General features: G+C 62.9%; 20 protein-coding genes. 9 read left to right on the forward strand and 11 right to left on the reverse strand.

Going from position 1 to position 21,353, the window contains the following annotated elements; translation table 11 throughout:
* Positions 1 to 89: 89 nt before the first annotated feature.
* From ACLEJQ_RS07920 to gatC, 6 genes are all read right to left on the reverse strand, one after another.
* The gene (locus ACLEJQ_RS07920; protein ID WP_440793760.1) at positions 90 to 470 is read right to left on the reverse strand and encodes a carboxymuconolactone decarboxylase family protein; all 381 of its coding nucleotides are present in this window, start codon (positions 468 to 470) and stop codon (positions 90 to 92) included.
* Positions 467 to 1,528, reverse strand: a complete 1,062-nt coding sequence (locus ACLEJQ_RS07925) for a calcium/sodium antiporter (protein ID WP_440793958.1) — start codon at positions 1,526 to 1,528, stop codon at positions 467 to 469. The genes ACLEJQ_RS07920 and ACLEJQ_RS07925 overlap by 4 nt, the downstream gene beginning before the upstream one ends.
* Positions 1,529 to 1,577: 49 nt before the next feature.
* A complete protein-coding gene (locus ACLEJQ_RS07930; protein ID WP_047699503.1) occupies positions 1,578 to 1,955 on the reverse strand; it encodes a septal ring lytic transglycosylase RlpA family protein in 378 nt (125 codons plus the stop codon).
* 200 nt (positions 1,956 to 2,155) lie between these two features.
* Positions 2,156 to 3,601, reverse strand: a complete 1,446-nt coding sequence (gene gatB, locus ACLEJQ_RS07935) for an Asp-tRNA(Asn)/Glu-tRNA(Gln) amidotransferase subunit GatB (protein ID WP_440793762.1) — start codon at positions 3,599 to 3,601, stop codon at positions 2,156 to 2,158.
* 10 nt (positions 3,602 to 3,611) lie between these two features.
* Positions 3,612 to 5,063, reverse strand: a complete 1,452-nt coding sequence (gene gatA / locus ACLEJQ_RS07940; protein ID WP_440793764.1) for an Asp-tRNA(Asn)/Glu-tRNA(Gln) amidotransferase subunit GatA — start codon at positions 5,061 to 5,063, stop codon at positions 3,612 to 3,614.
* Positions 5,064 to 5,079: 16 nt separating this feature from the next.
* The gene (gene gatC / locus ACLEJQ_RS07945) at positions 5,080 to 5,367 is read right to left on the reverse strand and encodes an Asp-tRNA(Asn)/Glu-tRNA(Gln) amidotransferase subunit GatC (RefSeq protein WP_053152244.1); all 288 of its coding nucleotides are present in this window, start codon (positions 5,365 to 5,367) and stop codon (positions 5,080 to 5,082) included.
* A 214-nt stretch (positions 5,368 to 5,581) separates the two neighbouring features.
* On the opposite strand from gatC, the gene mreB reads away from it, so the two are divergent.
* The 8 genes from mreB (at position 5,582) to tldD (ending at position 16,973) form a co-directional block, all read left to right on the forward strand.
* Positions 5,582 to 6,619 (forward strand): rod shape-determining protein MreB, encoded by a 1,038-nt coding sequence (gene mreB, locus ACLEJQ_RS07950; protein WP_002555108.1) that lies wholly within the window; start codon positions 5,582 to 5,584, stop codon positions 6,617 to 6,619.
* Positions 6,620 to 6,760: 141 nt separating this feature from the next.
* Positions 6,761 to 7,888 (forward strand): rod shape-determining protein MreC, encoded by a 1,128-nt coding sequence (gene mreC, locus ACLEJQ_RS07955; protein ID WP_440793959.1) that lies wholly within the window; start codon positions 6,761 to 6,763, stop codon positions 7,886 to 7,888.
* The gene (gene mreD, locus ACLEJQ_RS07960; protein ID WP_440793766.1) at positions 7,885 to 8,373 is read left to right on the forward strand and encodes a rod shape-determining protein MreD; all 489 of its coding nucleotides are present in this window, start codon (positions 7,885 to 7,887) and stop codon (positions 8,371 to 8,373) included. The genes mreC and mreD overlap by 4 nt, the downstream gene beginning before the upstream one ends.
* Positions 8,374 to 8,553: 180 nt before the next feature.
* Positions 8,554 to 9,159 (forward strand): Maf family protein, encoded by a 606-nt coding sequence (locus ACLEJQ_RS07965; RefSeq protein WP_440793768.1) that lies wholly within the window; start codon positions 8,554 to 8,556, stop codon positions 9,157 to 9,159.
* A gap of 44 nt (positions 9,160 to 9,203) precedes the next feature.
* Positions 9,204 to 10,661 (forward strand): ribonuclease G, encoded by a 1,458-nt coding sequence (gene rng / locus ACLEJQ_RS07970; RefSeq protein ID WP_018613976.1) that lies wholly within the window; start codon positions 9,204 to 9,206, stop codon positions 10,659 to 10,661.
* 60 nt (positions 10,662 to 10,721) lie between these two features.
* Positions 10,722 to 14,525, forward strand: coding sequence for a YhdP family protein (locus tag ACLEJQ_RS07975; RefSeq protein ID WP_440793769.1), 3,804 nt, complete (start codon positions 10,722 to 10,724; stop codon positions 14,523 to 14,525).
* Between the two features lie 136 nt (positions 14,526 to 14,661).
* Positions 14,662 to 15,525: a carbon-nitrogen hydrolase family protein gene (locus tag ACLEJQ_RS07980; RefSeq protein ID WP_440793770.1), complete on the forward strand. Its 864-nt coding sequence runs from the start codon at positions 14,662 to 14,664 to the stop codon at positions 15,523 to 15,525.
* Positions 15,526 to 15,530: 5 nt separating this feature from the next.
* Positions 15,531 to 16,973: a metalloprotease TldD gene (gene tldD, locus ACLEJQ_RS07985; protein WP_440793772.1), complete on the forward strand. Its 1,443-nt coding sequence runs from the start codon at positions 15,531 to 15,533 to the stop codon at positions 16,971 to 16,973.
* Between the two features lie 162 nt (positions 16,974 to 17,135).
* Here tldD and yjgA read toward each other — a convergent pair whose 3' ends face one another.
* Complete coding sequence (gene yjgA, locus ACLEJQ_RS07990) at positions 17,136 to 17,660, reverse strand: ribosome biogenesis factor YjgA (RefSeq protein ID WP_440793774.1); 525 nt, start codon at positions 17,658 to 17,660, stop codon at positions 17,136 to 17,138.
* Between the two features lie 108 nt (positions 17,661 to 17,768).
* Between yjgA and pmbA the strand changes: the two genes are divergently transcribed.
* Positions 17,769 to 19,115, forward strand: a complete 1,347-nt coding sequence (pmbA, locus tag ACLEJQ_RS07995) for a metalloprotease PmbA (protein WP_440793776.1) — start codon at positions 17,769 to 17,771, stop codon at positions 19,113 to 19,115.
* A gap of 229 nt (positions 19,116 to 19,344) precedes the next feature.
* Here pmbA and ACLEJQ_RS08000 read toward each other — a convergent pair whose 3' ends face one another.
* Genes ACLEJQ_RS08000 through hpf form a run of 4 tightly spaced genes read right to left on the reverse strand, consistent with a single transcriptional unit; the run spans position 19,345 to position 21,281 of the window.
* Positions 19,345 to 19,620 (reverse strand): HPr family phosphocarrier protein, encoded by a 276-nt coding sequence (locus ACLEJQ_RS08000; protein WP_440793778.1) that lies wholly within the window; start codon positions 19,618 to 19,620, stop codon positions 19,345 to 19,347.
* A gap of 15 nt (positions 19,621 to 19,635) precedes the next feature.
* Positions 19,636 to 20,493 carry an RNase adapter RapZ gene (gene rapZ / locus ACLEJQ_RS08005; protein WP_440793780.1) on the reverse strand — a complete coding sequence of 286 codons (858 nt, stop codon included), beginning with the start codon at positions 20,491 to 20,493 and terminating at the stop codon, positions 19,636 to 19,638.
* 2 nt (positions 20,494 to 20,495) lie between these two features.
* A complete protein-coding gene (gene ptsN / locus ACLEJQ_RS08010) occupies positions 20,496 to 20,960 on the reverse strand; it encodes a PTS IIA-like nitrogen regulatory protein PtsN (protein ID WP_440793782.1) in 465 nt (154 codons plus the stop codon).
* A 12-nt stretch (positions 20,961 to 20,972) separates the two neighbouring features.
* Positions 20,973 to 21,281: a ribosome hibernation-promoting factor, HPF/YfiA family gene (hpf, locus tag ACLEJQ_RS08015; RefSeq protein WP_003178005.1), complete on the reverse strand. Its 309-nt coding sequence runs from the start codon at positions 21,279 to 21,281 to the stop codon at positions 20,973 to 20,975.
* Positions 21,282 to 21,353 lie beyond the last annotated feature (72 nt).

A 21,353-nucleotide genomic window follows, 5' to 3' on the forward strand; every position in this document is an offset into this window, starting at 1 on the left:
TCCCACAGTAGATTGATGGTGTACACAAAATTTGTGTTCAGCACTGACCCACTGTGGGAGCGAGCCTGCTCGCGATAGCGGTCTGTCGGTCACTCAGGTTTCTGGTAGCTATCGATCACTTCCTGCGCCGCCCGAAACGCATCGATCGCCGCCGGCACGCCGGCATACACCGCGCAATGCAGCAGTGCCTCCCGTATCTCCTCCATCGTGCAACCGTTGTTCAGCGCTCCGCGCACGTGACCCTTGAGTTCCTGTGGGCACTTGAGCGCAGTGAGGGCGGCGAGGGTGATCAGGCTGCGGGTTTTCAACGGCAGGCCTTCGCGGCTCCAGACGCTGCCCCAGGCATGTTCATTGACGAAGTCCTGGAGCGGTTGGGTGAATTCGGTGGCATTGCCCAGGGCACGGTCGACGAACGCATCGCCCATGACCTGGCGACGCATGTCCAGGCCGGTTTTCGGAGTATCGGTCATGGCAAATCCCTCTTGTGATGTTGGCGACGCCAGGCGCGCAAGGAACTGAACAGCAAAAAGGCCAGCAGGGTTGGCAGCACGTAGAACAGCATCAGATGTTCCAGGCGGCCGGCCAACGGCATGCCAGTGGTGAACGACACCACGTGCAGCCCATAGGCCAGGTACAGCCCCAGGAGCAGCAGACCTTCGGCGCGGGTGACGCGATAGCCGGAATAGAACACCGGCAGGCACAGCACCGCGACGCCGAGCATCACCGGCAAGTCAAAGTCCAGGGCATTGGGCGACACTGAAAGCGGTGTCGGGGCGGCGAGGGCGGTCACCCCCAGCACGCCCAGCAGGTTGAACAGATTGCTGCCGATCACGTTGCCCACCGCGATGTCCCGCTGGCCGCGCAGGGCGGCGATCAGCGAGGTGGCGAGCTCTGGCAGCGAGGTGCTGACCGCGACAACGGTCAGGCCGATGATCCGCTCTGAAAGCCCCAGGTCCGTCGCCACTTCCACGGCTGCGCCCAGCAACAAGTGCCCGGCGAAAATCAGCATCGCCAGGCCCAGCACGATCATCGACAGGCTCTTGAGCCAGGACGCTCGCGCCCCCTCGACGTCTACGGCATGGGGCCGCGCCGAGTGCCGGGACTGGCGCAGCAGCAGGCCCAGGTACACCGCCAGCGCCATCAACAGCAGGACGCCGTCCAGGCGGGTCAGCTCTTCGTTCCAGGCCAGCACGAACACCAACAGGCTGGCGCCGATCATCAGCGGGATGTCCAGGCGCACCAGTTGGCGCGAGACGCGCAACGGGATGATCAGCGCCGACAGACCAAGCGTGACGAGGATGTTGAAAATGCTGCTGCCGATCACGCTGCCCACGGCGATGTCGGCGTTATGCGCCAGGGTCGCTTGCAGGCTGACGGCCATTTGCGGCGCACTGCTGCCTAAGGCGACGACGCTCAGGCCGATGATCAGCGGCCGTACTTGCAAGCGTGCCGCCAGGCCGACGGCGGTGCGCACCAGCAGCTCGGCGCCGGCGATCAGCAGTAGCAGGCCGCCGGCCAGTTCAATCAGGCTGAGCAACGGCAGGGCGGTAAGTAGGGAAATGGCCGGGCTCCGTCAGTCAATCGTCGAGGGCTTGCACGCGCACCCGTGCGGTGCCGGTGCGCAACATGCCCAGTTGCTCGGCCGCCTCGCGGGACACGTCGATCAAGCGCCCGCGCGTATACGGGCCACGGTCGTTGATGCGGACCACGACGCTGTCATTGTTGCCAAGGTTGGTGATTTTCACCCGCGTGCCGAACGGCAACTGGCGATGGGCGGCGGTCAGGCTGTGCTGGTCGAAACGCTCGCCGCTGGCGGTGCGTTTGCCGTGATGCCTGGCACCGTAATAGGAGGCGACGCCGGTCTGGTCGTAGCCGTGTGGATCGACCGTCCCGCTCTGGCTGGCACAACCGGCCAACAGGGACAGCAGGGCGCAGGCGCCGAGGAGACGCTTCATGTAGGGGGTTCCCACATCAGTGTGGTGGTGAAAAACATTGTGGCGAGGGAGCTTGCTCCCGCTGGGGCGCGAAGCGGCCCCCGGCTTTCTGCAGGCAAACCCCGGGGGCTGCTGCACCCGAGGCGTCGGACCGTCCCAGCGGGAGCAAGCTCCCTCGCCACTGGGGAATGAGCCAGACTTGCGGACTGGCTCCATCGCACTCAACCCTCGAGCTTGCTTTTGAGCAGTTCGTTGACCTGTTGCGGGTTGGCCTTGCCCTTGGAGGCTTTCATGGCCTGGCCGACGAAGAAGCCGAACATCTTGCCGCGCTTGGCTTCGTCTGCCGCACGGTACTGTTCGACCTGCTCAGCGTTGGCCGCGAGCATTTCATCGAGCACGGCGCTGATCGCCCCGGTGTCGGTGACTTGCTTCAAGCCGCGCTTGTCGATGATCTCGTCGGCGCTGCCTTCACCGTTGGCCATGGCTTCGAACACCATCTTGGCGATCTTGCCGGAGATGGTGTTGTCCTTGATCCGCAACAGCATGCCGCCCAGTTGCTCGGCCGAAACCGGTGAGTCTTCGATTTCCAGGCCCTGCTTGTTCAGCAGGCTGCCCAGCTCGACCATCACCCAGTTGGCCGCCAGCTTGGCGTCGCCACCGATGCTCACGACTTTCTCGAAGTAATCCGCCTGTTCGCGGCTGGTGGCCAGGACGTTGGCGTCATAGCTCGACAGCCCGAACTGCGCCTGGAAGCGCTCGCGCTTCTGCGGTGGCAGTTCGGGCAGCGTGGCACGTACGTCATTGAGGAAAGAATCCTCGATGACTACTGGCAACAGGTCCGGATCGGGGAAGTAACGGTAGTCGTTGGCTTCCTCTTTACTGCGCATCGGACGGGTTTCGTCCTTGTTCGGGTCGTACAGGCGGGTCTGCTGGATGACCTTGCCACCGTCCTCGATCAGTTCGATCTGGCGCTGGATCTCGCTGTTGATCGCCTTCTCGATGAAGCGGAACGAGTTGACGTTCTTGATCTCGCAGCGCGTGCCGAATTCGACCTGCCCTTTAGGCCGGACCGAGACGTTGCAGTCGCAGCGCAGCGAGCCTTCGGCCATGTTGCCGTCGCAGATGCCCAGGTAACGCACCAGCGCGTGGATCGCCTTGACGTAGGCCACGGCTTCCTTGGCGCTGCGCATGTCCGGCTCGGAGACGATTTCCAAGAGCGGGGTGCCGGCACGGTTCAGGTCGATGCCAGTGGCGCCGTTGAATTCTTCGTGCAGGCTCTTGCCGGCGTCCTCTTCCAGGTGGGCACGGGTGATGCCGACGCGCTTGACCGTGCCGTCTTCCAGGGCGATGTCCAGGTGGCCCTTGCCGACAATCGGCAATTCCATCTGGCTGATCTGGTAGCCCTTGGGCAGGTCCGGGTAGAAGTAGTTCTTGCGGGCGAACACGTTGTGCTGGCCGATCTCGGCGTCAATCGCCAGGCCGAACATCACCGCCATGCGCACCGCCTCGGCGTTGAGCACCGGCAGCACGCCGGGCATGCCCAGGTCGACCAGGCTGGCCTGGGTGTTGGGCTCGGAGCCGAACGTGGTGGCGCTGCCGGAAAAGATTTTCGACCGGGTGGTGAGCTGGGTATGAATCTCCAGCCCGATCACGACTTCCCATTGCATGTGTTTCTCCTCAGAAGCCGGTTGGGGTGCGAGTGTGCCAGTCGGTATTGAGCTGGTACTGGTGCGCCACGTTGAGCAGGCGGCCTTCCTGGAAGTACGGCGCGAGCAGTTGCACGCCCACCGGCAGGCCATCGACGAAACCGGCCGGCATGGACAGGCCGGGCAGGCCGGCGAGGTTGGCGGTGATGGTGTAGACGTCTTCCAGGTAGGCGGCCACCGGGTCGCTGTTCTTGGCGCCGAGTTTCCAGGCCGGGTTCGGCGTGGTCGGGCCGAGGATCATGTCGACCTCGTTGAAGGCATTCATGAAGTCGTTCTTCACCAGGCGGCGGATCTTCTGCGCCTTGAGGTAGTAGGCGTCGTAGTAGCCGGCGGACAGCGCATAGGCGCCCACCATGATCCGACGCTGCACTTCGCTGCCGAAGCCTTCGCCGCGGGAACGCTTGTACAGGTCTATCAGGTTCTGCGGGTTTTCGCAGCGGTAGCCGAAACGCACGCCGTCGAAGCGCGACAGGTTCGAGGACGCTTCCGCCGGAGCGATCACGTAGTACGCAGGAATCGCGTGTTGCATGTTCGGCAGGCTGATCTGCTTGATGACCGCGCCGAGTTTTTCCAGCTCTTTGATGCTGTTCTGGATCAGGTCGGCGATGCGTGGGTCAAGGCCGGCGCCGAAGTACTCTGCTGGCACACCGATACGCAGGCCTTGCAGCGAACCGTTGAGGCCGGCGCTGTAGTCCGGCACCGGTTCGTCGATGCTGGTGGAGTCGTTCGGGTCGAAGCCGGCCATGCCTTGCAGCAGGATCGCGCAGTCTTCGGCGGTGCGCGCCAGCGGGCCACCCTGGTCCAGGCTGGACGCGTAGGCGATCATGCCCCAGCGCGACACGCGGCCATAGGTTGGCTTGAGGCCGGTGAGGTTGGTGAATGCGGCCGGCTGGCGGATCGAGCCGCCCGTGTCGGTGGCGGTGGCGGCCGGCAGCAGGCGCGCTGCCACGGCCGCGGCGGAACCGCCGGACGAACCGCCCGGTACATGTTCCAGGTTCCACGGGTTTTTCACTGCGCCGTAGTAGCTCGACTCGTTGGCCGAACCCATGGCGAATTCGTCCATGTTGGTCTTGCCCAGGGTTACGGTCCCGGCAGCGGCCAGCCTGGCGACCACGGTGGCGTCATAGGGAGCCTTGAAGTTGTCGAGCATCTTCGAACCGCAGCTGGTGCGGATGCCCTGGGTGCAGAACAGGTCCTTGTGGGCAATCGGCGCGCCGAGCAGGGCACCGCTCTCACCGCCTGCGCGACGGGCATCGGCAGCCTTGGCCTGGCTCAGGGCCAGTTCTTCGGTGAGGCTGATGAAGCTGTTGAGCTGCGGGTCCAGCTGGGCGATACGCGCCAGCAGGGTTTTGGTCAGCTCTTCGGAGGAAAACTTTTTGTCGGCGAGTCCGCGAGCGATCTCGGCCAGGGTCATGTGATGCATGAGAGGCTCTTTCCCTTTAGTCGATGACTTTCGGAACCAGGTACAGGCCGTTTTCGACCGCTGGCGCGATGGACTGGTAGGCCTCGCGGTTGTTCGGCTCGGTCACGACGTCGGCGCGCAGGCGCTGGCTGGCTTCCAGTGGGTGGGCCAGCGGTTCGATACCGTCGGTATTGACCGCCTGCATCTCGTCGACCAGCCCCAGAATGCTGTTCAGGGCAGAGGTGATGTGTGGAAGATCGGCTTCATTGAGGCCCAGGCAGGCCAGATGAGCGATTTTTTCCACGTCGGAGCGTTCAAGCGCCATGGGATTCTCCAGTGGAAAACAAAACGGACGCAGTTCGTCCGTGTGTTAGATTGTCGGAACACTACCGCAGTTCTACAGCCTTACGGCCGCGATTGTAGGGTTTGGTGCACAGAAAAGCGGCCAATTTAACATATTGGCGCCTTGCCCAAAATCCCTGTCGTTGTTAGAGTTTGCCGCACTTTTTTACCCACGCGTTGCCTAGGGTCCCTTTCCCATGTTCAAGAAACTGCGTGGCATGTTTTCCAGTGATCTTTCCATTGACCTGGGCACTGCCAACACCCTTATTTACGTGCGCGAGCGCGGTATCGTCCTGAATGAACCCTCGGTCGTGGCTATCCGCACCCACGGCAACCAGAAAAGTGTCGTGGCTGTCGGTACCGAAGCCAAGCGCATGCTGGGCCGTACTCCGGGCAACATCGCGGCCATTCGCCCGATGAAGGACGGCGTGATCGCCGACTTCAGCGTTTGTGAAAAGATGCTGCAGTACTTCATCAACAAAGTTCACGAAAACAGCTTTCTGCAGCCCAGCCCACGCGTGCTGATCTGCGTTCCATGCAAGTCCACCCAGGTAGAGCGTCGCGCCATCCGTGAATCGGCCCTCGGTGCCGGTGCCCGTGAAGTGTTCCTGATCGAAGAGCCGATGGCCGCTGCCATTGGTGCCGGCCTGCCGGTTGAAGAGGCCCGCGGTTCGATGGTCGTCGACATCGGTGGCGGTACCACCGAAATCGCGCTGATCTCCCTCAACGGTGTGGTCTATGCCGAGTCCGTGCGTGTGGGCGGCGACCGTTTCGACGAAGCGATCATCACCTATGTGCGTCGCAACTACGGCAGCCTGATCGGCGAATCCACCGCCGAGCGCATCAAGCAGGAAATCGGCACCGCCTACCCGGGCGGCGAAGTGCGTGAAGTCGACGTCCGCGGCCGCAACCTGGCCGAAGGCGTGCCACGTGCGTTCACCTTGAACTCCAACGAAGTATTGGAGGCTCTGCAGGAGTCCCTGGCTACGATCGTTCAGGCGGTCAAAAGCGCCCTGGAGCAATCGCCGCCGGAATTGGCGTCGGACATCGCCGAGCGCGGCCTGGTGCTGACCGGTGGTGGCGCGCTGCTGCGTGACCTGGACAAACTGCTGGCCCAGGAAACCGGCCTGCCGGTAATCGTTGCCGAAGACCCGCTGACCTGTGTCGCCCGTGGCGGTGGCCGTGCATTGGAAATGATGGACAAGCACACCATGGACCTGCTCTCCAGCGAATAAGTCGCGCCGGGTGGTCTATGTTGTTCGCTCCCGGGCAGCACTTTGCAGTGCTGCCCGTTGGCGTTTATCTTCTGTCATTCGTATCCAGGCCGGTTTGATACCGTATGAATAAAGCGAACATTTGCCTGGGAGGAGCGGCCTATTAAACCGCTTTTTGCCAAAGGCCCCTCATTGGGTGTGCGCCTGCTGGTGCTGGCCGTGCTGTCGGTCGCGCTGATGGTGGTCGATGCCCGCTTCACGCTGCTCAAGCCTGTGCGCAGCCAGATGTCGCTGGTGTTGATGGAGTCCTACTGGATCACCGACCTGCCGCAGCGCTTGTGGCAAGGTGTGGCCAGTCAGTTTGGCAGTCGCACCGAGCTGGTAGCCGAAAACGAGAAACTCAAGACCGAGAACCTGCTGTTGCAAGGGCGCATGCAGAAGTTGGCGGCCCTCACCGAGCAGAACGTGCGGCTGCGCGAGTTGCTCAATTCTTCCGCGCTGGTCAACGAGAAGGTCGAAGTGGCCGAGTTGATCGGCATGGACCCGAACCCCTTTACCCACCGCATCCTGATCAACAAGGGCGAGCGCGACGGTGTCGTGCTTGGCCAGCCGGTGCTCGACGCCCGCGGCCTGATGGGGCAGGTGGTGGAGTTGATGCCCTACACCGCCCGCGTGCTGCTGCTGACCGACACCACCCACAGTATCCCGGTGCAGGTCAACCGCAACGGCCTGCGGGCCATTGCCAGCGGCACCGGCAACCCGGAACGCCTGGAACTGCGCCATGTCGCCGATACCGCCGACATCAAGGAAGGCGACCTCCTGGTCAGCTCGGGCCTCGGCCAGCGCTTCCCGGCCGGTTATCCGGTGGCGACGGTCAAGGAAGTGATACACGACTCCGGCCAGCCCTTTGCCATCGTGCGTGCGGTACCCACTGCCGCGTTGAACCGCAGCCGCTACCTGCTGCTGGTATTCAGCGATAATCGCACCCCGGAAGAGCGGGCCAACGACGCTGCGGTGGCTCAGGAAGCCCAGGACCGCCAGGGTGCTGAACCGGTCGCTCCCGGCGCCCAGTCGCCAACTGCGGTGCCGGCCACTGTGCCCAAGCCCGCACCGACTGCGCCGGCGGCCGCGACGCCTGCGGCTGCCCCAGCCGCCGCGCCTGCCGCACCCTCAACTTCAACCCGTCCGGCCAGTCACGCGCCGGCAACGCAGCATGCCCGACCTGCGGCCAGGCCACCTGCAGCCACCCCGGCTCCCGCGCCGGCCACCAGGGGAGCACGAGAAGAATGAGCAGTACCCGATCCGGCAACGGCTGGATAGTCTGGCTGACCTTCGCCATCGGCCTGCTGCTGAGCGTTTCGCCGTTGCCGCAGTTCATGGAAATCCTGCGGCCTCTGTGGCTGGCTTTGCTGCTGGCCTTCTGGGCGCTGGCCTTGCCGCACAAGGTCGGGATGGTCACCGCATGGTGCCTGGGCCTGGCCGAGGACGTGCTTTATGGCACGCTGCTGGGGCAGAACGCGCTGATCCTGACCCTGATCACATTCCTGGTCCTGTCGCTGCAACAACGCTTGCGCATGTTCCCCATGTGGCAGCAATGCCTGGTGATCCTGGTGATCTTCGGCCTGGCGCAACTGGTCCAGCTGTGGCTCAGCGCGCTGACCGGCAATCGCCAGCCGACCCTGGCGCTGGTGCTGCCGGCCCTGGTCAGCGCCTTGCTCTGGCCCTGGGTCAGCTTCGCTTTGCGCGGCCTGCGCCTGCGTTTCAAGATCAACTGAATTCGGTCAGGAGTCTACGTTTTCTGATTGAAATCCCTGTGGTGAGGGAGCTTTGTGGCGAGGGAGCTTGCTCCCGCTCGACTGCGCAGCAGTCGCAAAGTTCTGGGGCCACTTCGTGACTCAGCGGGAGCAAGCTCCCTCGCCACAAAAGCTGTTTGCATCCAGAGGGAGTTTATATCGATGAAACCGCTTTACCTCGCCTCCGGCTCGCCGCGCCGGCGTGAACTACTGACCCAGATCGGCGTGGCGTTCACCACTGTCAGCGCCGACATCGACGAAACTCCCCTGCACCACGAAAGCCCGGCGGCTTATGTCGAGCGTCTGGCTCGCGGCAAGGCCGAGGCCGGGCGCCGCGCTTTGGATGCCGGCGTGGACGCCTGTGTGCTGGGCGCCGACACGGCCGTGGTGCTGGACGGGCGGATTCTCGGCAAGCCGCTGGACCAGGCCGACTCGGTGGCGATGCTGCTCAGCCTGTCCGGCCGCGACCATGAGGTGTTGACCGCCGTAGCCGTGCTGGACGGCCAGCGTTGCGAATCCCGCGTAATCAGCAGCCGGGTGCGCTTTCGGCCCATCACCGAACAGGAGGCTCTGGCCTATTGGGCCAGTGGCGAACCCCGGGACAAGGCCGGCAGCTACGGTATCCAAGGCTTGGGGGCGGTGTTCGTCGCCGGACTCGAAGGCAGCTATTCCGCCGTTGTCGGCTTGCCGCTGTGTGAAACCGCGGAACTGCTGGGCCATTTCGGCATACCCTGTTGGCAAACCTTGAGCGCGCAGAGCGCCGACTGACCGATGCGGCCATAATCGTGAATATGTCTGAACGAGACCCTGCCATGAGCGAAGAGATCCTGATCAACATCACACCGATGGAATCACGCGTGGCGGTGGTCGAAAACGGAGTCCTGCAAGAGGTTCACGTCGAGCGCACGCAAAAACGCGGCATCGTCGGCAATATCTACAAAGGCAAGGTGGTGCGGGTGTTGCCGGGCATGCAGGCGGCCTTCGTCGACATCGGCCTGGACCGTGCGGCGTTCATCCATGCCTCGGAAATTTCCATGCGCGAGGGGCCTGCGGTGGAAAGCATCAGTGCGTTGGTCCATGAGGGCCAGAGCCTGGTGGTGCAGGTCACCAAGGACCCCATCGGCTCCAAGGGCGCACGCTTGACCACACAATTGTCGATCCCGTCGCGCTATCTGGTTTACATGCCACGCACGGCCCATGTCGGCATTTCCCTGAAGATCGAAGACGAAGCCGAGCGTGAGCGCCTCAAGCAAGTGGTCAGCGATTGTGTGGAAAAAGAAGGCATCAAGGAGGCCGGCGGTTTCATCCTGCGCACCGCCGCCGAAGGAGCCGGTGCCGATGAAATCCTCATGGACATCCGCTACCTGCGCAGGCTCTGGGATCAGATCGCCGCGCAGATCAAGACCATCGCCACCCCCAGCGTGATCTACGAAGACCTTGGCCTGGCGTTGCGCACCCTGCGGGATCTGGTCAGCCCGAAGATCGAGAAGATCCGTATCGACTCTCGGGAAACCTTCCAGAAAACCACGCAGTTCGTCGCCGAACTGATGCCGGAAATCGCCGACCGCCTCGAACACTACCCCGGCGAGCGACCGATTTTCGACCTGTACGGGGTCGAGGACGAAATCCAGAAAGCCCTGGAGCGCAAGGTGCCGCTCAAGTCCGGCGGCTACCTGGTAGTCGATCCGGCCGAGGCCATGAGCACCATCGACGTCAACACCGGGGCGTTCGTCGGCCATCGCAATCTCGAAGAAACCATTTTCAAGACCAACCTGGAAGCGGCCACGGCCATCGCCCGCCAACTGCGCCTGCGCAACCTGGGGGGGATCATCATCATCGACTTCATCGACATGGAAGATGAAGAGCATCAGCGCCAGGTGCTGCGGACCCTGGAGAAACAACTCGAACGCGATCACGCCAAGACCAACATCATTGGCATTACCGAGCTGGGCCTGGTGCAGATGACCCGCAAGCGCACCCGCGAAAGCCTTGAGCAAGTGCTTTGCGAGCCGTGCAGCAGTTGCCAGGGCCGAGGCAAGCTCAAGACCCCGGAAACCGTGTGTTACGAAATCTTCAGGGAAATCCTTCGCGAAGCGCGCGCTTACCAGGCGACCGGCTATAGAGTGTTGGCGAACCAGAAAGTGGTGGACCGTCTGCTCGATGAGGAGTCGGGCAATGTCGCTGAGCTGGAGGCTTTTATCGGTCGCACGATTCGTTTTCAGGTGGAAACCATGTACTCCCAGGAACAATATGACGTGGTGCTGCTCTGAAGGGCTTGGAAAGCGGCGTGCCCGCGAGTTCGAGTAACGCTGCCAGGGGAGCCCGTTGACATGGAGCGTCTGACACGCCTTTTGGCTACGCTGACCCGCTGGGGCCTGGGCCTGTGTGCGCTGCTGCTGGTGCTGTTGGCGTTGTATGTCAGCCTTGGGCGCGAGCTGGTGCCGCTGGTGGCTGAATATCGCGCCGAAGTCGAGAGTCGGGCCGCGCAAGCCCTGGGCATGCCCGTGCACATCGGCAGCCTGGAGGGCGGCTGGAGCACCCTGGCGCCGGTACTGGCGGCTCAGGACGTGGTGATCGGCGATGGCGTGAACGCCTTGCACCTGGACCAGGTGCGGGCCGTGCCTGATGTCTGGCGCAGCCTGCTGACGCGGCAGGTGCGTATCGCCCATCTGGAAGTCAGTGGCCTGAAGATCAGCCTCAAGGAAAGCGCCGAGGGCAAATGGTCGCTGGAAGGCCTGCCGGTGCGGGACGACCAGCCCCTCGATCCGCAACAATTGCTGGAGCGGATACAGGTGGTCTCCCGGCTCTCGGTGCTCGACAGCCAGGTCACCTTGCAGCCACTGGACCAATCGCCGTTGACCCTGACCTACGTCGGCCTGAGCCTGCGCACCGGGGCCGTCCGCCAGCGCCTGGATGCTCGTCTGACCTTGCCTGACGGCCAGCCTGTGGCGATCAACTTGCGCACGCGAATCCGCGCTGCCGATTGGAAGAATGGCGAGGCCGACGCCTACCTGAGCCTGCCCCAAAGCGACTGGTCGAAATGGTTGCCGAAGCGTCTGACCCGGCAGTGGAATTTTTCCCGGATCCAGGCCGGTGGCGAATTCTGGCTCAGTTGGGGCGCGGGCACCCTGCAAAGCGCGGCGATGCGCTTGAACGCGCCGCAACTTCAAGGTGCGTACGCCGAACGCAAGCCGGTGCAGATCAACAACCTGGCCCTGAATGGCTATTTCCAGCGCGGCAGCCAGGGCTTCATCGCGACCTTCGACTCCCTGGCGATGAACCTGGGTGAGGTCCGCTGGGAGTCACGCCTGCAACTGCAACAGAGCAATGCCACGGACAAGGCTGAGGAGCTCTGGCATCTGCAAGCGGATCGCCTCGACCTGACGCCGCTGACCCCATTGCTCAATGCGTTGGCGCCGTTGCCGGAGGGTGTCGCGGCGGCGATCGACCATCTCAAGGTGACGGGCGGGCTGCGCAATGTATTGTTCGATTACCGGCCGCAGAACAGCGGCGATCAGAAAGTCAGCTTCGCCACCAACCTGGACACCGTCGGCTTCGATGCCTATCGGGGCGCCCCGGCGGCGCGCAACGTATCGGGAAGCCTGAGTGGCAATCTGGGTGGCGGCGAGCTGCGCATGGACAGCAAGGATTTTTCCCTGCACCTGGACCCGATCTTCGCCAAGCCCTGGCAATACCTGCAAGCCAACGCACGGCTGACCTGGAAGCTGGACAAGCAAGGCTTCACCCTGGTCGCACCCTATTTGAAAGTGCTGGGCGAGGAGGGTCGGATTGCCGGCGACTTCCTGATCCGCCTGCATTTCGATCACAGCCAGGAAGACTACATGGACCTGCGGGTCGGCCTGGTGGATGGGGATGGCCGCTACACTGGCAAATACCTGCCGGCGGTCCTCAGTCCGGCACTGGACGAGTGGTTGCGGACGGCAATCGTCAAAGGCGCGGTAGACCAGGGTTTTTTCCAGTACCAGGGCTCTCTGAACCACGGAGCAAGCGATGCGGCCCGCAGCATCAGCCTGTTCTTCAAGGTGCATGACGCCGAACTAGCGTTCCAGCCGGGCTGGCCGTCGGTCAGCAAGGTCAGCGGCGACGTCTTCGTCGAAGACAGCGGAGTGCGCATCTATGCCAGCCAGGGGCAGTTGCTGGACACCCAGGTCAAGGATGTCTCGGTAGAGGTTCCCCATGTGCCCAGCGGACAGAATTCCCACCTGCTGCTCGATGGCAGTTTCGTCGGGGGCTTGGGCGATGGCCTGAAAATCCTCCAGACAGCGCCAATCGGAACGGCCGAGACGTTCGCCGGTTGGGAAGGCGAGGGTAATCTGCAAGGCAGCGTGAAGCTCGATATTCCACTGGTCAAAGGCGAGCAACCGAAGATCCTGGTGGACTTCGCCACCGATAATGCCCGGCTCAAGCTCAGCGAGCCGGTGCTGGAGTTGACCCAGCTCAAGGGCGACTTCCGCTTCGACAGTAGCAAGGGGTTGAGCGGCAAGAACATCGGCGCCCGGGCGTTCGACCGGCCCGTGACCGCACAGATATTCGCCGAGGGCCGGGCGGGCGCGCTCAATACGCGGGTAACCGCGTCCGGGCGGGTGGAGGTCAAGAAACTCACTGACTGGCTGAACGTGACCCAACCGTTGCCCGTCTCCGGCGTGGTGCCTTACCAGCTGCAAGTGATACTCAACGCAGCGGACAGCCAGCTGTCGGTCAGCTCCAATCTCAAAGGCGTGGCCGTGGACCTGCCGGCGCCTTTCGGCATGGCTGCCGATGCCGGGCGCGACACGCTGTTTCGCATGACGTTGCAGGGGCCGGAGCGCCGTTATTGGGTCGACTACGGCGACCTCGCCAGCTTCACCTACGCCGCGCCGAGCGGGAAGGTCGCAGATGGCCGCGGCGAGTTGCTGTTGGGCGATGGCGATGCAGTGCTGCCGGGAGCCAAGGGGCTACGCCTGCGCGGAAACCTGTCGGAACTGGACGTGGGTCCCTGGCAGGATCTGCTGAGCAAGTACGCCGGCCAGGACCCGGGAGGCAGCGCCAGGCAATTGCTTAGCAGTGCCGATCTTAAAGTCGGCAAGCTCACAGCCATGGGCACGACCCTGGACCAGGCCGCGCTGCAGCTGGACCGCAAGCCGGAAGCCTGGGCCTTGCAGCTCGACAGCCAACAGGCCAAGGGCAGCGTGATCGTGCCCGACGCAAAGGCTGCGCCGATTGCCATCACGTTGGATTATGTCCGCCTGCCGGCCGCCGACCCTACCGTGCAGGCCGATGAAAACGCTCCGGATCCGTTGGCATCGGTCGACCCAACCAAGATCCCGGCGCTGGACATCGCTATCGACCAGCTGTTCCAGGGGCCCGACCTGGTGGGGGCATGGTCGCTGAAGGTCCGGCCGACCGCCAAGGGCATCGCCCTGAACGCATTGGACATGGGCCTCAAGGGCATGGTGCTGAACGGCAGCGGCGGCTGGGAGGGCGTGCCCGGGTCTACCACCAGCTGGTACAAGGGCCGGATCAGCGGCAAGAACCTGGCTGACGTGCTCAAGGGCTGGGGTTTTGCGCCGAGCGTGACCAGCCAGGAGTTCCGCCTGGATGTCGACGGGCGTTGGCCCGGTTCGCCGGCCTGGGTCGCCACCAAACGCTTCTCCGGAAGTCTCGATGCCTCGTTGAGCAAGGGGCAGTTCGTCGAAGTCGAGGGCAGCGCCCAGGCGCTGCGGGTCTTTGGCCTGTTGAATTTCAACTCCATCGGGCGGCGCTTGCGCCTGGACTTCTCCGACCTGTTCGGCAAGGGCTTGAGCTACGACCGGGTCAAGGGACTGTTGATCGCCAGCAACGGCGTCTATGTAACCCGTGAGCCCATCACCCTGACAGGGCCGTCGAGTAACCTGGAACTCAACGGAACGCTGGACATGGTGGCCGACCGGGTCGACGCCAAGCTTCTGGTCACGTTGCCGGTGACCAACAACCTGCCGATCGCCGCGTTGATCGTCGGGGCTCCGGCAGTGGGCGGGGCGCTGTTTCTGATCGACAAACTGATCGGCGACCGCGTGGCGCGCTTTGCCAGCGTAAGATACGACGTCAAGGGGCCGTGGAAAGAGCCTAAGATTACCTTCGATAAGCCGTTTTGATTGACTAAACAATTCACTGTGGGAGCGAGCTTGCTCGCGATGATGCAGGTATATCCAACATCTATGTTGACTGGTACACCGTAATCGCGAGCAAGCTCGCCCCCACAGGGGCACCACCAAGCAAAGGAGAACGGCCATGCCAGTCGCAGTCATCCAAATGGTCAGCCAGAGCGACGTACTCGCCAATCTGGCCCGGGCTCGGCTGCTGCTGGAGCAGGCGGCGGCCAAGGGCGCGAGGCTGGCGGTGCTGCCCGAGAATTTCGCCGCCATGGGCCGGCGGGACATTGCCGGCATCGGTCGCGCAGAAGCCTTTGGTCAGGGGCCGATCCTGCCCTGGTTGAAACAGGCTGCCCGTGACCTCAGGTTATGGATCGTGGCCGGTACGCTGCCACTGCCTCCGGTGGATCGGCCCCAGGACAAAGCCCATGCCTGTTCGCTGTTGGTGGACGATCAGGGCCAGATCGTGGCGCGCTATGACAAGCTGCATCTGTTCGATGTGGATGTGGCGGACAATCGTGGGCGCTATCGCGAGTCCGATGACTATGCTTATGGCAGCAATGTGGTGGTCGCCGACACACCCGTAGGTCGGATTGGCCTGACGGTCTGCTACGACTTGCGTTTCCCGGAGCTCTATAGCGAGCTGCGGGCCGCCGGAGCCGAACTGATCAGCGCGCCGTCGGCGTTCACCGCGGTAACCGGTCTCGCCCACTGGGACGTATTGATCCGTGCCCGGGCCATCGAGACCCAGTGTTATGTGCTGGCAGCCGCCCAGGGCGGCGTGCATCCGGGGCCACGGGAAACCTTCGGCCATGCCGCGATCGTTGATCCGTGGGGCCGGGTGCTGGCGCAACAGGATCAAGGCGAGGCCGTGCTGGTGGCCGAGCGCGACGGCAACGAACAGGCGTCCATCCGGGCGCGCATGCCGGTGGCCAGCCATCGGCGCTTTTTCTCGCAGGGCGCTCGACAGCGGCCTGTCCAAGACGACGAATTCAAGGCGTAAAACATATGAGCGGGTTGTTGTCCTCAGTCAGTGAACACCTTTTAGCCCCCGGCGGCGTGACCCTCGAAAGCCTGCAAGGCGTGCTGGGCGAGCTGGCCGGCCCGGGCATCGATGCGGCCGACCTGTATTTCCAGGGTCAGATTTCCGAGTCCTGGTCGCTGGAAGACGGCATCGTCAAGGAAGGCAGCTTCAATCTCGACCAGGGCGTGGGGGTGCGTGCCCAGTCCGGCGAAAAAACCGGCTTTGCCTACAGCAATGCCATCACGCTCGAAGCCCTGGGCGCTGCGGCACGTGCGGCCCGTTCGATTTCCCGAGCCGGGCAGAACGGTACGGTCCAGGCCTTCAGCAGCCAGGATGTGGCGCAACTCTATGCGCCGGACAACCCGCTGGAAGTCATCAGTCGTGCGGAAAAGGTCGAACTGCTCAAGCGTATCGATCTGGCGACCCGTGCCCTCGATCCGCGTATCCAGCAGGTTTCGGTGAGCCTGGCTGGCGTCTGGGAGCGAATCCTGGTGGCCTCCACCGATGGCGGCCTGGCGGCGGACGTGCGGCCGCTGGTGCGCTTCAACGTCAGTGTGATCGTCGAGCAGAACGGTCGTCGCGAACGCGGCGGGCATGGCGGCGGCGGGCGCACCGACTATCGCTACTTCCTCAGCGAAGACCGCGCCATGGGCTATGCTCGCGAAGCGTTGCGCCAGGCATTGGTCAACCTGGAGGCCATTCCCGCTCCGGCCGGTACCTTGCCGGTGGTACTGGGCCCTGGCTGGTCCGGCGTGCTGTTGCACGAAGCGGTGGGGCATGGGCTGGAGGGCGACTTCAACCGCAAGGGCAGTTCGGCCTACAGCGGACGCATGGGCGAAATGGTCGCCTCGAAACTCTGCACCATCGTTGACGACGGTACGCTGGCCGGGCGCCGCGGCTCCCTCAGCGTGGATGACGAAGGCACCCCGACCGAATGCACCACGTTGATCGAGAACGGCGTGCTCAAGGGCTACATGCAGGACAAGCTCAATGCCCGCTTGATGGGCGTGGCCCGTACCGGCAATGGACGGCGTGAGTCTTATGCGCACCTGCCGATGCCGCGCATGACCAACACCTACATGCTGGGCGGCCAGAGCGATCCGGCGGAAATCATCGCCTCGGTGAAAAAGGGCATCTATTGCGCCAACCTCGGCGGCGGCCAAGTGGACATCACCAGTGGCAAGTTCGTGTTTTCCACCAGCGAAGCCTATCTGATCGAAGACGGCAAAATCACGGCGCCGGTCAAGGGCGCAACCCTGATTGGCAACGGGCCGGAAGCCATGAGCAGGGTGTCGATGGTCGGTAACGACCTCGCCCTGGACAGTGGCGTGGGGACTTGCGGCAAGGACGGGCAATCGGTGCCGGTAGGCGTCGGCCAGCCGACCCTGAAGATCGATGCGATCACCGTGGGTGGCACGGGCGCGTGATATTCAAAGGTATGCATGAATCGTGGCGAGGGAGCTTGCTCCCGCTCGGTCGGTCCGACGCCTCGGGCGCGGCGACCGCATTGGGGCTACTGCGTAGCCCGGCGGGAGCAAGCTCCCTCGCCACGATAAAGGCAACTCCCAAAGGGGAGTGGGTGTGAGCGATCAACGCAAGCCGCGTTGGGTTTCGTCCAGCTCACGGATGTACTTGAAGATTTTACGGCTCGAAGCCGGTGGCTTGTTTTGCGCCACTTCGTGCTGGGCCTGACGGATCAGGGAGCGCAGCTGCTGGCGATCGGCCTCGGGGTAGTCGATGACGAATTTTTCCAGGGTGCCGTCATCGCCCGCGATCAAGCGATCGCGCCAGCGTTCCAGGTTATGGAAGCGTTCGTTGTACTGGCGGGTGGAGGCATCGAGTTGATCGAGCAGGACCAGGATGGCGCTGGTGTCCTGGTCGCGCATCAGTTTGCCAATGAATTGCAGGTGCCGTTTACGCGCGATATTCGCGGTGTGCTTGGGCGCATCGGCCAGGGCCCGGCGCAAGGCGTCGGTCAGTGGCAGTTTGGCCAGCAAGTCAGGCTTGAGTGTTGTCAGGCGCTCGCCGAGGTCAACCAGAGCATGCAGCTCGCGTTTGACCTGGGATTTGCTTTTTTCACCCTCGTAGAGGGAGTCGTCGTAAGAATCAACCATGGTGGCAGTCCGCAAAGAAACGCCGCCATGATAACCAGTCGGGGGCCACTTGTCCGGCCCGGTCGCTCGAAGGCCGTTACCGAAAGCAGAATTTGAGTGGAGAACACCATGAGTGCAGTTCAGAGCGTCGGCCCGCAAGCGTTGCCGGCCCTGCAGGAACAAGTCGAGCAGATCCTCGCCGAGGTCAAGCGGCAGGGCGCCAGCGCGTGTGAAGTGGCGGTATCCCTTGAGCAGGGCCTGTCGACCTCGGTGCGCCAGCGCGAGGTGGAAACCGTCGAGTTCAATCGCGATCAGGGCTTTGGCATCACCCTGTACGTGGGCCAGCGCAAGGGCTCGGCCAGCACTTCGGCCAGCGGCCCGGAAGCCATCCGGGAGACGGTCGCCGCTGCGCTGGCAATCGCCAGGCATACCTCCGAAGACGATGCCTCGGGCCTGGCCGATGCTGCGCTGATGTGCAAGGAACAGCGTGATTTCGACCTGTTCCACGCTTGGGACATCACTCCCGAACAAGCCATCGAACAGGCGCTGCGTTGCGAAGCGGCGGCGTTCGACGCCGACGCACGGATCAAGAACGCCGACGGCACGACGCTCAACACGCACCAGGGCTGCCGGGTCTACGGCAACAGCCACGGCTTTATCGGTGGCTACGCATCGACCCGCCACAGCCTGAGCTGCGTGATGATTGCCGAGGCCAATGGCCAGATGCAGCGCGACTATTGGTACGACGTCAATCGCCAGGGGCCGTTGCTGGCGGACCCGGTGAGCATCGGCCAGAAAGCCGCGCAGCGGGCCGCCAGCCGCCTTGGCGCGCGCCCGGTGCCGACATGCGAAGTGCCGGTGCTGTTTTCGGCGGAATTGGCCGGCGGCTTGTTTGGCAGTTTCCTGTCGGCGGTGTCCGGCGGCAACCTGTACCGCAAATCGTCGTTCCTCGAAGGCGCGCTGGGCCAGAAACTGTTCCCGGAGTGGATGACCATCGACGAGCGCCCGCATCTGTTGCAGGCCATGGGCAGTGCGGCGTTCGATGGCGATGGCCTGGCGACCTATGCCAAACCGTTCGTGGAAAACGGCGAGTTGGTGTCCTATATCCTCGGCACCTATTCGGGTCGCAAACTGGGGATGCCGAGCACCGCCAACGCCGGCGGCGTACACAATCTGTTCGTCACCCATGGCGAGGAAGACCAGGCAGCGTTGCTGCGACGCATGGGCCGTGGTCTGCTGGTGACCGAGCTGATGGGCCATGGGTTGAACATGGTGACCGGGGACTATTCTCGCGGTGCTGCAGGGTTCTGGGTGGAGAACGGCGAGATCCAGTTCCCGGTCCAGGAAGTGACCATTGCCGGGAACATGCGCGACATGTTCAAGCAGATCGTGGCGGTAGGAAGCGATCTGGAACTGCGCAGCAACATCCGCACCGGTTCGGTGTTGATCGAACGGATGATGGTGGCGGGGAGCTGAGGCCTGATGCATAAAAAAAAGGCGCGTCATCTTTGGATGTCGCGCCTTTTTTTATAAACCAGAAATCCCCGTGGCGAGGGAGCTTGCTCCCGTTCGGCTGCGCAGCAGCCGCAAAAACTCAGCGACAATGAAGATTGAGGTAGCCCGATGGATGGGGTCTGCTTCGCAGACCAGCGGGAGCAAGCTCCCTCGCCACAAAAAGCCAGTCTCAAATGTGCATTGAGAAAGCTTACTCGCCCTCATCAAAATAGTTGTTGATCAACGCTACCAGCGCATCCATCGCTTCCTGTGCTTCATCCCCTTCCGTTGCCAAGTGGATCTTCGTGCCCTTGCCGGCGGCGAGCATCATCATTGCCATGATGCTCTTGCCGTCGATCATCGACTCGGGGCTGCGACCGACCCTGATGGTGGTGTCCTTGAATCGTCCGGCAACCCCGACGAACTTGGCCGATGCCCGGGCGTGCAGGCCCAGCTTGTTGATGATTTCAATTTCCTGAGCGGGCATCGCGGTGTGAATCCTTTAGCTGAGGTCGCGGTGGCGAACCTGGACGTTCTTCAGGGACTGTTGCAGGAGCTGACCCAGGCGTTCGGTCAGGTAGACAGAGCGGTGATGGCCGCCCGTGCAGCCGATGGCAATCGTGACATAGGCACGGTTGCTGGCGGCAAAGCGGGGCAGCCACTTGAGCAGGTAGCTGGAAATATCCTGGTACATTTCCTCGACGTCCGGCTGTGCGGCCAGGTAATCGATCACCGGCTGGTCGAGTCCGGACTGCTCGCGCAATTCGGGTTTCCAGTAGGGATTGGGCAGGCAGCGTACGTCGAACACCAGGTCGGCGTCCACGGGCATGCCACGCTTGAAACCGAACGATTCCACCAGGAACGCCGTCCCTGGCTCCGGCTGGTTGAGCAGGCGCAACTTGATCGTGTCACGCAGCTGATAAAGGTTCAGGTGCGTGGTGTTGACTTTCAGGTCCGCCAAATCGGCGATGGACCCCAATAACTGGGTTTCATCGTCGATAGCTTCGGCCAGGGAGCGATTGGCGTTGCTCAGCGGATGGCGCCGGCGGGTTTCGGAAAAGCGCTTGAGCAGGGTCTCTTCGTCGGCATCCAGATACAACACATCGCACTGGATATGCCGGCTGCGCACTTCCTCGAGCAGTTCCGGAAAGCGCGACAGGTGGCTTGGCAGATTGCGTGCATCAATGGACACCGCCACCAGCGGCTGCGCCAGCTCGGTATGGATCATCGCACGTTCGGCCAGCTCCGGCAGCAGCCCGGCGGGCAGGTTGTCGATGCAGTAGTAGCCGCTGTCTTCAAGCACGTTGAGGGCCGTGCTTTTACCGGAGCCGGAGCGACCACTGACGATGATCATGCGCATGTTTAATGACCGTTCTGCTCGTCCAGGACAACCTGATACAAGGCTTGGTTATTCGGTGCGCTGCGCAGTTTGTCGCGCACTTCCTTGCGGTCCAGCATGCTGGCTATCTGGCGCAGCAGCTCGAGGTGCGCATCGGTCGCCGCCTCCGGGACCAGCAGTACAAACAGCAGGTCGACCGGGGCGCCGTCGATGGCGTCGAAATCAATGGGGGCTTCAAGGTGCAACAGCGCGCTGATGGGCGCGGTACAACCCTTGAGGCGGCAGTGGGGAATGGCGATGCCGTTGCCAAAACCGGTGGAACCGAGTTTTTCACGGGCGACCAGGGCCTCGAAGACACCCTGCATTTCCAGATCCGGCAGGTCGCTATGGATCAGGGTGGCGATTTGTTCGAGGGCTTTCTTTTTACTGCCGCCCGGCACGTTCACCAGGGAACGGCCGGGGGTCAGGATGGTTTCTAGTCGGATCATGGATTGGGGGGATTAACGACCGGTTGCGCCCTGAAGGAGGCTCTGGGTCTTTTCCTTATGCTTTTTGAGTTGGCGATCCAGCTTGTCGGTCAGCAGGTCAATCGCGGCATACATGTCTGTGTGCTCCGCGTTGGCAACCACCTCTCCGCCGGGAATATGCAGCGTGGCTTCGATTTTCTGCAGCAGCTTTTCGACATTCATCGTGACTTGCACGTTGGTGATCTTGTCGAAGTGCCTCTCCAATCGGTCGAGTTTTTCGCCGATGTAGGTGCGCAGAGGTTCGGTCACTTCCAGTTGGTGTCCACTGATGTTGACTTGCATACAGCTTCTCCTTCGTTGCCAGTGCATAAAGCGGCAGGCAGAAATACCTGCCACTGGAACGCTGTGGCGTGG

This window comes from Pseudomonas sp. SMV71, assembly GCF_052042015.1.
GTDB lineage: Bacteria > Pseudomonadota > Gammaproteobacteria > Pseudomonadales > Pseudomonadaceae > Aquipseudomonas.

What these genes read in the sequence shown, in the direction of transcription:
- ACLEJQ_RS07920 (WP_440793760.1), bottom strand. Translation starts at nt 470, where the DNA reads ATGACCGATACTCCGAAAACCGGCCTGGACATGCGTCGCCAGGTCATG.
- ACLEJQ_RS07930 (WP_047699503.1), bottom strand. Translation starts at nt 1,955, where the DNA reads ATGAAGCGTCTCCTCGGCGCCTGCGCCCTGCTGTCCCTGTTGGCCGGT.
- gatB (WP_440793762.1), bottom strand. Translation starts at nt 3,601, where the DNA reads ATGCAATGGGAAGTCGTGATCGGGCTGGAGATTCATACCCAGCTCACC.
- gatA (WP_440793764.1), bottom strand. Translation starts at nt 5,063, where the DNA reads ATGCATCACATGACCCTGGCCGAGATCGCTCGCGGACTCGCCGACAAA.
- gatC (WP_053152244.1), bottom strand. Translation starts at nt 5,367, where the DNA reads ATGGCGCTTGAACGCTCCGACGTGGAAAAAATCGCTCATCTGGCCTGC.
- mreB (WP_002555108.1), top strand. Translation starts at nt 5,582, where the DNA reads ATGTTCAAGAAACTGCGTGGCATGTTTTCCAGTGATCTTTCCATTGAC.
- mreD (WP_440793766.1), top strand. Translation starts at nt 7,885, where the DNA reads ATGAGCAGTACCCGATCCGGCAACGGCTGGATAGTCTGGCTGACCTTC.
- ACLEJQ_RS07965 (WP_440793768.1), top strand. Translation starts at nt 8,554, where the DNA reads ATGAAACCGCTTTACCTCGCCTCCGGCTCGCCGCGCCGGCGTGAACTA.
- rng (WP_018613976.1), top strand. Translation starts at nt 9,204, where the DNA reads ATGAGCGAAGAGATCCTGATCAACATCACACCGATGGAATCACGCGTG.
- ACLEJQ_RS07975 (WP_440793769.1), top strand. Translation starts at nt 10,722, where the DNA reads ATGGAGCGTCTGACACGCCTTTTGGCTACGCTGACCCGCTGGGGCCTG.
- ACLEJQ_RS07980 (WP_440793770.1), top strand. Translation starts at nt 14,662, where the DNA reads ATGCCAGTCGCAGTCATCCAAATGGTCAGCCAGAGCGACGTACTCGCC.
- tldD (WP_440793772.1), top strand. Translation starts at nt 15,531, where the DNA reads ATGAGCGGGTTGTTGTCCTCAGTCAGTGAACACCTTTTAGCCCCCGGC.
- yjgA (WP_440793774.1), bottom strand. Translation starts at nt 17,660, where the DNA reads ATGGTTGATTCTTACGACGACTCCCTCTACGAGGGTGAAAAAAGCAAA.
- pmbA (WP_440793776.1), top strand. Translation starts at nt 17,769, where the DNA reads ATGAGTGCAGTTCAGAGCGTCGGCCCGCAAGCGTTGCCGGCCCTGCAG.
- ACLEJQ_RS08000 (WP_440793778.1), bottom strand. Translation starts at nt 19,620, where the DNA reads ATGCCCGCTCAGGAAATTGAAATCATCAACAAGCTGGGCCTGCACGCC.
- rapZ (WP_440793780.1), bottom strand. Translation starts at nt 20,493, where the DNA reads ATGCGCATGATCATCGTCAGTGGTCGCTCCGGCTCCGGTAAAAGCACG.
- ptsN (WP_440793782.1), bottom strand. Translation starts at nt 20,960, where the DNA reads ATGATCCGACTAGAAACCATCCTGACCCCCGGCCGTTCCCTGGTGAAC.
- hpf (WP_003178005.1), bottom strand. Translation starts at nt 21,281, where the DNA reads ATGCAAGTCAACATCAGTGGACACCAACTGGAAGTGACCGAACCTCTG.